This window comes from Planococcus plakortidis, from assembly GCF_001687605.2.
Taxonomy (GTDB): Bacteria; Bacillota; Bacilli; order Bacillales_A; family Planococcaceae; genus Planococcus; species Planococcus plakortidis.
In genome coordinates this window covers 1,796,939-1,810,994 of the sequence record NZ_CP016539.2, presented here as the reverse complement: position 1 = coordinate 1,810,994, position 14,056 = coordinate 1,796,939, and the positions used below count along the sequence as shown (strand labels likewise).

Annotated in this window: 15 protein-coding genes; all 15 read left to right on the top strand. The window is 50.7% G+C overall.

What is annotated here, in order from left to right:
* Positions 1–801 (top strand): 4-hydroxy-tetrahydrodipicolinate reductase, encoded by an 801-nt coding sequence (gene dapB / locus BBI15_RS09185; RefSeq protein WP_068869284.1) that lies wholly within the window; start codon positions 1–3, stop codon positions 799–801.
* Between the two features lie 13 nt (positions 802–814).
* Entirely contained in the window at positions 815–1,219 is a 405-nt protein-coding gene (mgsA, locus tag BBI15_RS09180) for a methylglyoxal synthase (protein WP_068869283.1), read from the top strand.
* A gap of 11 nt (positions 1,220–1,230) precedes the next feature.
* Positions 1,231–2,373, top strand: coding sequence for an N-acetyl-alpha-D-glucosaminyl L-malate synthase BshA (bshA, locus tag BBI15_RS09175; RefSeq protein WP_237150856.1), 1,143 nt, complete (start codon positions 1,231–1,233; stop codon positions 2,371–2,373).
* A gap of 79 nt (positions 2,374–2,452) precedes the next feature.
* Positions 2,453–3,502, top strand: a complete 1,050-nt coding sequence (locus BBI15_RS09170; RefSeq protein WP_335645711.1) for a CCA tRNA nucleotidyltransferase — start codon at positions 2,453–2,455, stop codon at positions 3,500–3,502.
* Positions 3,480–4,460: a biotin--[acetyl-CoA-carboxylase] ligase gene (locus BBI15_RS09165; RefSeq protein WP_068869281.1), complete on the top strand. Its 981-nt coding sequence runs from the start codon at positions 3,480–3,482 to the stop codon at positions 4,458–4,460. The genes BBI15_RS09170 and BBI15_RS09165 overlap by 23 nt, the downstream gene beginning before the upstream one ends.
* 220 nt (positions 4,461–4,680) lie before the next feature.
* Complete coding sequence (gene panC, locus BBI15_RS09160; RefSeq protein WP_068869280.1) at positions 4,681–5,517, top strand: pantoate--beta-alanine ligase; 837 nt, start codon at positions 4,681–4,683, stop codon at positions 5,515–5,517.
* Positions 5,518–5,520: 3 nt separating this feature from the next.
* Positions 5,521–5,904, top strand: coding sequence for an aspartate 1-decarboxylase (gene panD, locus BBI15_RS09155; RefSeq protein ID WP_068869279.1), 384 nt, complete (start codon positions 5,521–5,523; stop codon positions 5,902–5,904).
* 137 nt (positions 5,905–6,041) lie between these two features.
* Positions 6,042–8,804 (top strand): ATP-dependent DNA helicase DinG, encoded by a 2,763-nt coding sequence (gene dinG, locus BBI15_RS09150; RefSeq protein WP_068869278.1) that lies wholly within the window; start codon positions 6,042–6,044, stop codon positions 8,802–8,804.
* 41 nt (positions 8,805–8,845) lie between these two features.
* Positions 8,846–9,016 carry a YpmA family protein gene (locus BBI15_RS09145; protein ID WP_068869277.1) on the top strand — a complete coding sequence of 57 codons (171 nt, stop codon included), beginning with the start codon at positions 8,846–8,848 and terminating at the stop codon, positions 9,014–9,016.
* An 8-nt stretch (positions 9,017–9,024) separates the two neighbouring features.
* Positions 9,025–9,498: a hypothetical protein gene (locus BBI15_RS09140; protein WP_068869276.1), complete on the top strand. Its 474-nt coding sequence runs from the start codon at positions 9,025–9,027 to the stop codon at positions 9,496–9,498.
* A 14-nt stretch (positions 9,499–9,512) separates the two neighbouring features.
* Positions 9,513–10,703 (top strand): pyridoxal phosphate-dependent aminotransferase, encoded by a 1,191-nt coding sequence (locus BBI15_RS09135; protein ID WP_068872562.1) that lies wholly within the window; start codon positions 9,513–9,515, stop codon positions 10,701–10,703.
* 29 nt (positions 10,704–10,732) lie between these two features.
* Positions 10,733–12,028 (top strand): asparagine--tRNA ligase, encoded by a 1,296-nt coding sequence (gene asnS, locus BBI15_RS09130; protein WP_068869275.1) that lies wholly within the window; start codon positions 10,733–10,735, stop codon positions 12,026–12,028.
* A gap of 292 nt (positions 12,029–12,320) precedes the next feature.
* Positions 12,321–13,022, top strand: a complete 702-nt coding sequence (locus BBI15_RS09125; protein ID WP_068869274.1) for a DnaD domain-containing protein — start codon at positions 12,321–12,323, stop codon at positions 13,020–13,022.
* 11 nt (positions 13,023–13,033) lie between these two features.
* Complete coding sequence (gene nth, locus BBI15_RS09120) at positions 13,034–13,714, top strand: endonuclease III (RefSeq protein ID WP_068869273.1); 681 nt, start codon at positions 13,034–13,036, stop codon at positions 13,712–13,714.
* A complete protein-coding gene (locus tag BBI15_RS09115; protein WP_068869272.1) occupies positions 13,689–14,021 on the top strand; it encodes a YpoC family protein in 333 nt (110 codons plus the stop codon). Before nth ends, BBI15_RS09115 begins: the two co-directional genes overlap by 26 nt.
* Positions 14,022–14,056 lie beyond the last annotated feature (35 nt).

The window sequence follows — 14,056 nt, the reverse complement described above, 5'->3', positions numbered from 1 at the left end:
ATGATGATAAAAGTGGCGATTGCCGGGGCCCGCGGGAAAATGGGCAAAGAAGCTGTACATACTGTAATGGAAAATGCCGATATGGAGCTGGTGGCGGCACTGGATTATAAAGACATCGGAGCGACACTGGCAGACACCGGGCTGTTTCCGGAAAGCTTTCAAGTGCCGGTCTTTACCGAGCTGGAAACGCTTCACGGCCAGCACGCACCTGACGTGCTTGTGGACTTGACGACACCTGAGCATGTCTATGCCCATACGAAACAAGCGCTTCAACTGGGCATCCGGCCCGTAGTCGGGACTACCGGCTTCTCGACTGAAGAGCTTGAAGAATTGACGCAACTTTCAAAAAGCAGAGAGCTTGGTTGCATTATCGCGCCGAACTTCGCAGTGGGAGCTGTGTTGATGATGAAGTTTGCAGAACAGGCGGCGAAGTATTTGCCGGATGTGGAAATCATCGAGATGCACCATGACCAAAAACTTGACGCGCCTTCAGGTACCGCGATGAAGACGGCACATATGATGAGCGAGGCGCGGACAGTCCACCAGCAAGGGCATCCGGATGAAAAGGAAACTTTGCAAGGCGCTCGCGGCGCAGATTATGAAGGCATGCGCATACACAGTGTGCGGCTTCCGGGGTTGGTTGCCCACCAGCAAGTGCTTCTCGGAGGGGAAGGGCAGCTATTGACGCTGCGCCATGATTCATTCAATCGCGGCTCATTCATGTCAGGCGTCACTTTGTCCATTCAGGAAGTCGTGAAGCGCAAGGAATTAATTTATGGCCTGGAACACATCATCGGCTAGAGGAGACGATAGGATGAATATCGCATTGATAGCACACGACCGGAAAAAAGATGACTTGATTGAATTCGCCATCGCCTATAAGCCCATTTTGGCAAAGCATCACCTATATGCTACCGGTACGACCGGTTCCCGGTTGGTCGAAGGGACAGGTTTATCTGTCCATCGTTTCCAATCGGGCCCGCTTGGAGGCGACCAGCAGATCGGGGCGATGATTGCCCGGAACGAGATGGATATGATCATCTTTTTCCGCGATCCGCTGACGGCGCAGCCGCATGAACCGGATGTCACGGCATTGATCCGTCTCTGTGATGTTTACCAAATCCCGCTCGCGACCAATATGGGAACAGCAGAGGTCCTCCTGAAAGGCTTGGAAAATGGCTTGGTCGATTGGCGGCTCCTGAGTGACCGCCGGAAATAGGAGGAGAGATTTTGCGAAAAATGAAGATCGGAATTACATGTTACCCGACAGTCGGCGGGTCTGGCGTAGTGGCGACGGAACTGGGGAAAATGCTGGCTGAAAAAGGCCATGAAATCCATTTCATCACTTCGAGTACGCCGTTTAGGCTAAACCGCCTGTATGCGAATATATTCAGCCACCAAGTGGATGTCAACAGCTATTCGGTGTTTCAATATGCACCATATGATATTGCGTTGGCGACCAAAATCGCGGAAGTGATCAAAAATGAAGAATTGGACCTCCTGCATGTGCATTATGCTATCCCCCATGCCGTCTGTGCGATACTGGGACGCGATATGGCAGGGTCCGATATCGGCATCGTCACGACCTTGCACGGCACGGACATCACCGTTCTCGGCACCGATAGTTCATTGAAGGATGCAATCCGTTACGGCATCGAGAAATCCGATATCGTGACGGCGGTTTCGGATTCCTTGAAACAGCAGACCTATGACATGATTGCGCCGGATAAACGGATTGAAACCGTCCATAATTTTGTCGATGAACGGGAATACCATCAGCACGATTCAGCGAAATTAAAAGAAGAGCTGGGCATCGAAGCGCATGAGAAAGTTTTGATCCACGTATCGAATTTCCGCAAGGTGAAGCGTGTGGAAGATGTGGTCGCCACTTTCGCGAAAGTGCAGGAAAAGGTGGGTGCCAAATTGTTGTTGGTCGGCGACGGCCCGGAGATGAGCCGCATCCATCAACAAGTGAAAGACCTGCAGATCGAGCAGGAAGTCCTGTTTCTCGGAAAACGTGACAACCTATCGGAACTGTACAGCATGAGCGATGTCAAACTGCTGATGTCTGAAAAAGAAGCATTCGGCCTCGTCTTGCTTGAAGCGATGGCATGCGGCGTGCCGGCGATCGGAACGCAGGTCGGCGGCATCCCTGAAATCATCGAGCCCGGTATAAACGGCTTTTTGGTCGGGCTCGGCGATGTCGGCGCGGCTGCTGAAGCGGCGATCCGCGTATTGACCGATGGCAAACTACATGAAGAAATGTCTGCACAGGCTTTGGAAACGGCAAGCAAACGCTTCAGTTCAGAGAAAATCCTGGCTGAATACGAAGCGCTTTACAAACGGTTGCTGAACAAGGGTGAGGGACAATGAAAAAGGCCAAATGCATCATCGCGCGATTGAAAGAAGCGGGTTATGAAGCTTATATGGTCGGGGGGCGGTCCGTGATCATCTGCGTGGAGCTACGCCACATGATATCGACGTAGCGACATCCGCTTCTCCTGAACAAGTAAAAGCCCTATTCGAGCGGACGATCGATACGGGGATCGAACACGGCACCGTGATGGTCGTCATTGAAGGGCAAGGCACAGAAGTGACCACGTTCCGTACTGAAAGCGGTTATTCGGATAATCGGCGCCCGGACAAGGTGGAATTTGTCAATTCATTGATTGAAGACTTGAAACGCCGTGATTTCACCATCAATGCGATGGCAATGACTGAGGAAATGGCAATCATCGATCCGTTTGGCGGCAGGGGAGATCTGGATTCCGGCATCATCCGTGCAGTCGGTGTTCCGGAAGAGCGTTTCTCGGAAGATGCCTTGCGGATGTTGCGGGCGATCCGATTTTCGGGGCAGTTGAATTTCCGGATTGATCCATCGACCAAACAGGCCATCAGCGAGCATGCAGAGAATTTACAGTTCGTTGCGATGGAACGCATCAAGGCGGAATTGGATAAAATCATGGTTTCCGTAGCGCCGGATATCAGCATGAAATATTTGACCGAGACCCGCCTGAGCTGTTATTTGCCTTCCGGCGGCTTATTTGAAATTGATTGGTCTGAATACCCGGCCGGCAACGACCCATTGTCGGGTTGGTTTTATCTCCTGTATCAAAACGGCGAAACTTTCAACTCCATTCGTGACTACCGTTTTTCCAATCAGGATAGGAAAGACCTTCAACACGCATTGGAAGCGAGCCGCCTGCCACATTGGGATGACTGGGTGTTTTACAGCTTCACGGAACGGCAATTGGCCCTCGTCCAGGCGGTCTCCCATAAAACGGTAGAAGTGAAAAGGCGGCAACAGGCTTTGCCGGTCCGGTCGAAATCGGAGCTTGCGGCCAATGGGCGCGATTTAATGGAATGGACAGGAAAAAAAGCAGGGCCTTGGCTGAAAGAGTGGACCCGGCAAATGGAAAAAGCGGTGGTCGAACGCCGCTTGGCCAATAATAAAGAACGGATAAAGGACTGGTTTATAGATGAATATCAACGTCACACATGAATTGGCGACCCGGCTATTGGCAGCGGGGACGGAACCGGTGTCCGGCCAACAATTGGCAGAAGAATTCGGCGTTTCAAGGACAGCGATTTGGAAGCATATGAAAGAACTGGAAGCAATGGGGTATGAAATCGAATCAGTGCGTAAAAAAGGCTACCGTATCAACAACAGCCCGGACAGCCTCGAAGCTTTCCTAGTCCAGGCCGGGCTCAAGACGAAAAAAATCGGTCAGCGTATCGAATATCTGGAACAATGTGCTTCGACTCAGATCGTTGCGCATCAATTGGCGCAAGAAGGCGCTCCGGACGGGACGGCCGTCATTTCGGAACTCCAGACAGAAGGCAGGGGGCGCTTGATGAGGAAATGGGATTCCGCCAAGGGTCAAGGAATCTGGATGAGCATCATCTTACGTCCCGAACTCCCGCCCCATAAATCGCCCCAATTCACTTTGGTCGCCGCGGTGGCGATTGTCCGTGCCATACAGTCAGTAACCGGCTTGGATGCATCCATAAAATGGCCGAACGATATCCTGTTCGGCACGAAAAAAGCGACAGGGATCCTCACGGAGCTGCAATCGGACGCAGACGGCATCCAGGCATTGATCATCGGCATCGGCGTCAATGTCAATCAGGAACGGGAAGATTTCGATGCCGAGGTCCAAGACATTGCCACATCGTTGCGGCTTGAATCCGGCCAGCCGGTCAACCGCAGGAAGCTGGTGCAGGAAATCCTGCACTGCCTTGAAATATACACAGATATGTATATCGAAGAGGGCTTTGCCCCGTTAAAGGAATTATGGGAAGGACATTCTGCGACCATCGGCAAAGCCGTCCGCGCGCGCATGTCGCGTGAAACCTTGGAAGGCATTGCAGAAGGCATTACAGAAGATGGGGTCTTGCAGCTGCGTACGGCGGACGGCAAGGTCCACGGCATCTATTCGGCAGATATCGAGCTGAAGTAAGGGATATAGGCATTTGACAAAAATTCTGCTATAGTGAGAATAACGGGCAGTATCCGATGTGAACTGCACCGTGGCACGTAACAGCAAGCAATAAATGAATAGGAATCTGCCTTGATCATTACGTGACAGGGACGGAGGAAACCGAATTGAAATTTTCTGTCCTTCTGTCTTCTAACAGAAGGATTTTTATATGGTTTTCTCCTAAAAAGGAGAGGAAAACATGCAAGTTGCAAAAACGGTGAAGGATATAAACAATTGGGTCCGGCATACAAAAGAAAGCGGACGGTCGATTGGCTTGGTGCCGACAATGGGGTTCTTGCACGAAGGGCATCTATCGTTGGTTGAAGCCGCTAAAGCGGAAAATGATCTCGTGGTCATGAGCATTTTCGTCAACCCGGCACAATTCGGGCCGAATGAGGATTTTGAACGCTATCCACGTGATTTTGAGCGGGACAGCCAGCTCGCTGAGAAGGCGGGCGTCGATATGATATTTGCGCCATCGGCAGAAGAGATGTATCCGCGAGAATCCCCGATCACGATGGGGGCAGGAACGCTTGCCAATGTCTTATGCGGCAAAAGCCGGCCGGGACATTTCGATGGCGTGCTGAAAGTGGTGACGAAATTATTCCATCTCGTCCAGCCCGACTCTGCCTATTTCGGGCAGAAGGATGCACAGCAGCTGGCGATCGTCGAATCGCTTGTGCAAGATTTCAACTTTCCGCTTCGAATCTGCCGTGTCGATACAGTGCGTGAACAGGATGGGCTTGCCAAAAGCTCACGCAATGTCTACTTGAGTGAAACGGAACGCGCCGAAGCCCCGAAACTTTATCAAGCCCTGCAGCAAGGGGCTGCGGCTGCCCGGGAAGGCAAAGACCCGGTCCCGGAGATGGCCCGCCTTATCCAATCGGAAACATCCGGCACGATCGATTACATCGAGCTGCTGTCTTACCCCGACTTGAACGAAGCGCCGGACGGCCAGGCGATACTTGCGCTCGCTGTCCAATTCCAAAAAGCCCGGCTCATCGACAATATCATTTTCACTTTAAAGGAGAACTGACCTATGCTTAGAATGATGCTCAATTCCAAAATCCACCGCGCGACGGTAACTGAAGCCGATTTGAATTATGTCGGCAGCATCACCATCGACCTGGATCTACTGGATGCAGTCGGCATGCTGCCGAACGAGAAAGTCCATATCGTCAACAACAACAACGGTGCACGCTTTGAGACCTATATCATCGCCGGGGAACGCGGAAGCGGCGTTATCTGCGTCAACGGTGCGGCAGCGCGGCTCGTGCAGCGCGGTGACATCGTCATCATCTTGTCTTATGGCTATGTTATGGACAAAGATGCGCGCAGCCACAAACCGACCGTTGCCATCATGGATGCCGACAATTCCATCAAAGAAATCATCCATTACGAACCGGAAGCGACGGTCATGTAATAGTTCGGCTTAGAAACACTCCATAAGGAAAGCCATCCTTTTGGAGTGTTTCTTTTTTGCCGTGCTCCTGCCGGCGAACTGCTGGGGAATATGTTACAATTTCTCCTGAGAGAATCACCTGAGAAAGAGGGGTTATCATGAATTCCCAAAAATATGTCGTTGTCGATATCGAAACAACGGGCCATTCCCCTGCAAAAGGTGACCGGATCATCCAATTGGCGATGGTGGCGATCGAACAAGGAGAAATCGTTGATACATATACGAAATTCATCAATCCGCAGCGAAAAATTCCGGCGTTCATACAGGATTTGACCAATATCACGGAGCGTGACGTGGAAGGGGCGGAGCCTTTCGAAGCGTACGCAGAGGAGATTTACAGGCAATTGGAAGGATCCATTTTCATTGCCCATAACATCCACTTCGATTTGCCGTTTCTTCAAGCGGAACTAAGCCGCGCCGGCATGCCGAAATGGCAGGGGCTGGCAATGGATACAGTGGAGCTTTCACGCCTCGTCTATCCGACTGCCTTCAGCTATAAATTGCAGGACATAGCGGCAGAACAAGGCATCCATTTGAAAAATGCGCATCGCGCAGATGACGATGCCTTGGCGACTGCTGAATTGTTTTTGCGTGCAAAACAGGAACTGGCCGCACTTCCTTATGATACATTGGTCCTTTTGCATAAGCGGTCTTTCCAATTGAAATCGGACCTGTCGCGCCTGCTGTTTGAGATCACGCAGGAAAAACGCAATGGGCAAGCTGACCGGTTCGGCCGTTTCCGGGGCATCCCGATCGTCCCGAAAGCCGAGCGGGCGCAAGCCCTGGATGATTCACCGCAACAAACCGCTTGGAAAAAAGGCTTGGAGAAGGTCAATCCGGAATACGAACAGCGGCCGAGCCAAGTCGCGATGATGCAAGCGGTGGAGCGTGCGATCCGCGAGCGCAGCGAATTGGTGATCGAAGCATCGACAGGAATGGGCAAGACGCTCGGCTACCTGTTGCCGGCAGCGGCCTATGCCAAAGAATCCGGCAAGCAAGTGGTCATCAGTACGTATACGACCCATCTGCAGGATCAGCTCGTCTCGAAAGAGGTCAAGCTCGCGGAAGAATTTCTCGGAGCTAAAATCCAAGTGGCGCTCGTCAAAGGGCTGTCGCATTATATCGATTTGGGCCGCTTTTTCGAGCTGCTCCACGGGGATGATGAGTCTTACGATGAAACGTTCACGATTATGCAAGTCATGGTCTGGCTGACATCGACACGGACCGGCGACTTAAACGAATTGAATGTGTCGAGCGGCGGGCAATTGCTCATCGACAAAGTGAGGCGTTCGCATTTAAGGAAATTGACCAAGCTGGAAAAGACCGTCGATTTCTATGAACACGCATTGACACAAGCTGAACGTGCCCATGTCATCGTGACCAACCATGCATTCTTATTGAACCCCCATAACCAAAAACGGGCCATATTGAAAAACGTGGACGCTTATATATGGGATGAAGCGCATCAAGTCGTGCAGGCGGCGGTAGCCCATAAAGAAAAAACTTTCGTCTATACACAATGGCGCTATGTGTTCGGCCAGCTGGGAAGTTTCGATGAGAACCAGCTGTTTTCGAAATTCTACCGGGTTGCCGACTCTCACGGCTTTGGCAGAGTACCCGATCTTCTGCAGATGGAATCCTTATATATGAAATACACCAGTCTATTCGATGAAGTGACGCTTTATCTGGCACAGGCCTTCCAGAATAAATTCCATAACAGCCGCTCCCGGAAATGCGCGTCCCTATTGGATGAGTTGGATTTTGAACGGGACCGCTTCATGGATTTCCTGAGATTCTTGAATAGCTGGATCGACATCGCGCAGACCATCCTGCAAAAAGCGGAACATTATACGGAACTGACGATGGATGAACGGCTGGTGCTTGCGGATTTCCGGTATTGGACTGAGGAATTGATGCTGAAATCGGTGGAGTTCAGTGAGATCTTCCTGTTCCCGAAAGAAGATGAAGTGTCCTGGATCGAAGGTGATTTGCGCAGCATGCCAACGAGCCTATCACTCTATAAACGGCCCTATGAAGTCGCCTCGCTTGTCAATAAATTCATCGGCCAGGCGAGAGGCGAACGAGCGGTCATCTGGCTATCGGGCACGATGAGCGTCCCATCGAATGAACGCTTTATCGTCAATCAGCTCGGCATACCGAATCATGTGGCGATCGATAAGTTCGAACCTGCCGATCAATTCTACAGTGGCGCAAAAGTGTATATTGTCGAGGACATGCCGGATATCCAGCATGTGTCCCAGCAGGAATACATCGAATCCGTGGCGGATGCGGTCACCCAGACGGTGCTCGTTACCGAAGGGCGTTGTTTTGTGTTGTTCACTTCACAGGACATGCTCAGGAAAACGGTCGATTTGATACAGGACTCCCAACTTCTCGATGATTATATGCTGTTTGCGCAAGGCATGTCTTCAGGCAGCCGCATGAAATTATTGAAATCGTTCCAGCGATTCCAGAAATCGGTATTGTTCGGGACGAATAGTTTCTGGGAAGGCGTCGATGTGCCGGGCGATGCGCTGCGCGCGGTCGTCGTCGTAAGGCTGCCTTTCACTTCTCCAGAAGAGCCGGTGTTCAAAGCGAAATCGCGGATCATCTCCAAGGAAGGCATCAATCCGTTCATGCATTATGCCTTGCCTGAAGCGGTGCTGCGCCTGCGCCAGGGATTCGGCCGCCTGATCCGCTCGAAAGAGGACAAAGGCTTGTTCATCGTGCTGGACCGCCGGATCGAAACCAAATCATACGGGGAGGAATTCCTGCATGCCCTGCCTGAGGTGCCGGTCGCCAAAGTGTCTTTGGAAAAGATGGTAACCGATATTGAACATTGGTATAATAGGCAAGGATAAAGAGGGGGATTATTTCCCCAACCGAAAGGAAGTGCCGAACAATGGAATCCAAGATCGAAGTATTAAATACCGTGCAAGTCGAGTATCAATCCGACCTGTACAAAGTGGTCGATGCATTGAACCGGACATTGAAAGACCGCGATTTGATGTTTGGCTTGGCGCTTGATAAAGACGACCAGTCAAAAGCGGTTTTCACAATTTATAAAACCTAGGTGATCATATGAAAGAATGGACGAAATTCATCATCGTTTTTTTGTCTTTTTTGGCTGTCGCGATCGTACTGGCCATTCTATTCCTCGGCAATAAACCGTTTTCGGAAGCGGAACAAGCAGCCGTTGAAAAAGTGGAAGCGGAAGGGCTGCTCGATGAAGTGGAACGGGCCTATGTCTATTCCAGCTCGGCCCAATCCGTGACGGTGCTTGGAACAGACGGGGAAGGACGGATAAAAGCTGCCTTCGTTCCTGAAGAAGGAGAGATCGAAGCATTGATGCTGGAAGGCCAAGTGACCGCACAGCAAGCGCGCGAAATCGTTCAGGAAGATATGGAAGTCGAGGAAATCCTCCATACGAAGCTTGGCATGGAAGAGGCCGGTGCCGTATGGGAAATCGCCTTTTTGAACGAAGCTGGGCGCTTGAATTACGTCTATCTTTTGGCGGAAGACGGTACTTGGTGGAAACGCATATTGAATTTGTGAAAGGGTTGATCAATTTGTTGAAATTAGCAAGCCGTGTACAAACCTTAACGCCATCGACGACTTTGGCGATTACGGCAAAAGCGAATGAACTGAAAGCACAAGGCGTCGATGTGATCGGGCTCGGGGCAGGAGAACCTGATTACAATACGCCTCAAAACATTCTTGATGCAGCCGAGCGTTCCATGGAAGAAGGCAAGACCAAATATACCCCTGCGGGCGGTTTGCCGGCGTTAAAGCAAGCGATACAGGATAAATTGCAGCGCGACCAGGGATTAAGCTACGAGAAAAATGAAATCCTGGTCGGCGTCGGGGCGAAACATGTACTTTATACGTTATTCCAAGTATTTTTGAATGAAGGCGACGAAGTCATCATCCCGATCCCTTATTGGGTCAGCTACCCTGAACAGGTGAAACTGGCAGGAGGCGTGCCGGTCTACATAGAAGCGACAGCCGGCCAATCGTATAAAATTACACCGCAACAGTTGCGCGAAGCAATCACAGACCGCACAAAAGCCGTCATCATCAATTCGCCAAGCAACCCAACAGGCATGCTGTACTCGAAAGAAGAGCTTGAAGAATTGGCTGAAGTTTGCCGAGAGGCGGATATCCTCATCGTTTCAGATGAAATCTACGAAAAATTGGTCTATGGCGATGCTGTTCATGTTTCCGTGGCAGAACTGTCGGAAGATGCTAAAAACCGTACGGTGATCATCAATGGCGTGTCGAAATCGCATTCGATGACCGGATGGCGGATCGGCTATGCGGCCGGCGATAAAGAATTGATCAAAGCAATGACCGACCTTGCGAGCCATTCGACTTCTAACCCGACGACCACTTCGCAATACGCGGCGATCGAAGCCTATAACGGGCCGCAAGATGCCGTGGAAGAAATGCGCCAGGCATTTGAAAGCCGGCTGGAAGCCATTTTCCCGAAACTGGAAAAAATTCCAGGTTTCACCGTATTGCGTCCGCAGGGAGCATTTTATTTGCTGCCGGATGTGTCTGAAGCTGCGGCGAAAACGGGCTTTTCTTCGGTGGATGATTTTGCGAAAGCGTTACTCGAAGAGGCAAATGTCGCGGTAATCCCGGGGTCCGGATTCGGTGCCCACTCGACCATCCGTTTGTCCTATGCGACATCACTGGAGCTGTTGGAAGAGGCAGTCGACCGCATCAGCCAATTTGTGCACAAACATTGGAAAGAATAAGCATTATACTTTTGGAGGCTAATTGACAGATGAAAAAAATCACTATCGCCGAAATGGCAAAATATAACGGACAAACGATTAAACTTGGCGCTTGGGTCGCCAATAAACGCTCAAGCGGCAAAATCGCTTTCCTTCAATTGCGCGACGGTTCCGGATTTGTGCAAGGCGTTGTCGTCAAAGCAGAAGTGGGCGATGAAATCTTTGCCAAAGCAAAAGCGTTGACGCAAGAAACTTCATTGTATGTGACTGGTGAAGTGAAAGAAGACGAGCGTTCGGCTTTTGGTTACGAGCTCGCGATTACAGAGATCGAAGTCATCCAGGAAGCGAAAGATTTCCCGATTACACCGAAAGAACACGGCACGGAGTTCTTGATGGACAATCGCCACTTGTGGCTGCGTTCGAGAAAACAGCATGCCATCATGAAAATCCGCAACGAAATCATCCGTGCGACTTATGAATTCTTCAATGACAATGGATTCGTCAAAGTGGACCCGCCGATTTTGACGGGATCTTCGCCGGAAGGCACATCGGAATTGTTTGCGACGAAATACTTCGATGAAGATGCGTATCTGTCACAATCCGGCCAGCTTTATATGGAAGCGGCCGCGATGGCACTCGGGAAAGTATTCTCGTTCGGCCCGACTTTCCGCGCCGAAAAATCGAAAACCCGCCGCCACTTGATCGAATTCTGGATGATCGAACCGGAAATGGCATTTGTGGAGCATGCTGAGAGCTTGGAAGTACAAGAGCAGTATGTAGCGCATATCGTGCAGTCCGTCTTGAAGAATTGCAAGCTTGAACTCGAACGCCTTGGCCGCGATACGACGAAGCTGGAGAAAATCCAAGTTCCGTTCCCGCGCGTCACATACGATGAAGCGATTAAATGGCTGAACGACAATGGCTTCGACGACATCAAATGGGGCGAAGATTTCGGGGCTCCTCATGAAACGGCCTTAGCTGAAAGCTACGATCAGCCGATTTTCATCACCCATTACCCGATAGGGATCAAGCCGTTCTATATGCAGCCGCATCCGGATCGTGACGATGTCGTGCTGTGCGCTGACATGATCGCACCGGAAGGCTACGGGGAAATCATCGGCGGGTCTGAACGGATCCATGACTATGATTTGATGAAGCAGCGTATCCAGGAGCATAATTTAGATGAAGCCGCTTATGAGTGGTATTTGGACCTCAGCAAATACGGAGCGGTGCCGCATTCCGGATTCGGCCTTGGCCTCGAGCGCACGGTCGCTTGGATCAGCGGAGCGGAACATGTCCGTGAATCGATTCCATTCCCGCGCTTGTTGAACCGCCTGTACCCTTAAAAAGTTAAACGACTGCTCGAGAAATCCTTTCAACGGGATTTCTGCCGCGGCGGATAAAAAATCAGAGTGTCAAAGAAGTCTATAATTTGCAGTAGATCAAAAGGGAATCATCGTTTCTACAATCAAAAATTAATGTTCTCTCGAAGTATTTGGAGAAGTGTTCGCTCGATTCCCGCCCGCGGAGTCGTGCGATAAGCTTCGGAAAATACAATATCTTAAATTTCTCGACGAGATGAAATATCCTAAAAGATTAAGACAGCTAGAAATTTGCATACAGAAAGGTGGTTGGGATATGAAACAGACTGACCGATTGCAGCAATGGATAGAGCAGGGAAATGTGACCATTTCCCAGCTTTTTTTTCAGTTTTACCGGCGCTTGAAAATCAGTGATGAGGAAGCGATGATGCTATTGCAGATCCATTCCTTTCAGCAGGCAGGAAATGCATTTCCGACGCCCGATGAAATTGCTTCACGCATGTCCGCGAACCCGAACGGGGTGACGACAATGCTGCAGAAATTAATGCAACAAGGCTATTTGACCATACGCCAAGAGACGGTAGATGGCATGCTGACAGAGACGATTTCACTTCAACCTTTATGGGACAAGCTCGTGGACTGCCTGGAAGTTCAAGCGCAAACCGAAAAAGAGCATACGCAAAAAGAGCAGGAAGGCGAGATCTTTCAGCTCTTTGAACAGGAATTCGGGCGTTTTCTATCGCCGATGGAGATCGAGACGATTTCCATGTGGATGGACCAGGACGGCCATACACCGGAAGTCATCCGCATGGCCTTGAAAGAAGCGGTCATTGCGCAGAAGATCAGCTTGCGCTATGTCGACAGGATCCTGTTCGAGTGGAAGAAAAAGAATATCCGGACGTCAAGCCAAGTATCACGGCATGCAAATTCGTTCCGGGAAAAAAACATCCGCATCCAGCCGCAGGAAAGCACAGCGAAAAAAGTGCAATTCTATAATTGGCTGGAGGAACGGAATTAGCAGGTGATAGGATGATGACAAAAAAAGAATGGCTCGCTTGCCTGGAGGAAATGGACCATATGTTTCCGGATGCCCATTGTGAATTGATCCATCGCAATCCGTTCGATTTGGTCATTGCGGTCTTGTTGTCCGCACAATGTACCGACAAGCTCGTCAACAAAGTGACAGCGGATCTTTTCGAGAAATACCATACACCGGAAGATTATCTGTCGGTCCCGTTGGAAGAATTGCAACAGGACATCCGTTCCATCGGCTTGTTCCGCAATAAAGCGAAAAACATCCAAGCGCTCAGCCGGATACTGATCGAGCAGCATGGCGGGCGTGTCCCGGAAGACCGGGATGTATTGATGACTTTACCAGGCGTTGGCAGAAAGACGGCCAATGTCGTCGTTTCCGTCGCCTTCAATAAGCCGGCTTTGGCAGTCGATACCCATGTCGAGCGCGTCTCGAAGCGGCTCGGTTTGTGCCGCTGGAAAGATTCGCCGCTGCAAGTGGAAGAGACGATCATGAAAAAAACGCCTGCAGAGGATTGGTCGAAAACCCATCACCAAATTATTTTCTTCGGCCGCTACCATTGCAAGGCGCAAAATCCCGGCTGCCATGTCTGCCCGTTGTTCGACCGTTGCCGGGAAGGGAAAAAGCGCGATAAAAAAGGGCTTGTAAAACATGATGCCGTCACGAAAATCAATTGATCAAGCGGTTTCGCCATTTTATGAAGATTGGGCTGCCTTATCGCAGGCGATAAACGCCTGTTTTGGCGAGGGGACTGGTGATTGCCGGAAGCTCATTGCTGAAGGCTGGCAGCTTTATGAAGCATTGAAACAAGCGCTTCATGGCTTGTTCGGGGACTCAGCGCCCTGTCCACTGAATGAAGGCGAGCGGCTAGCGTTTGTTAAGAACTCCAGGAGTGCCCATGCAGCTTCCCGGCAGCTAGAGCAATTATTCGGAGAGTTAAAAAAGAAAATCGCGCGCACAAAGATCAGCTATCCGGCTGAATGAACGAACCCCGGACAGAAAATCCATCTGTCCGGGGT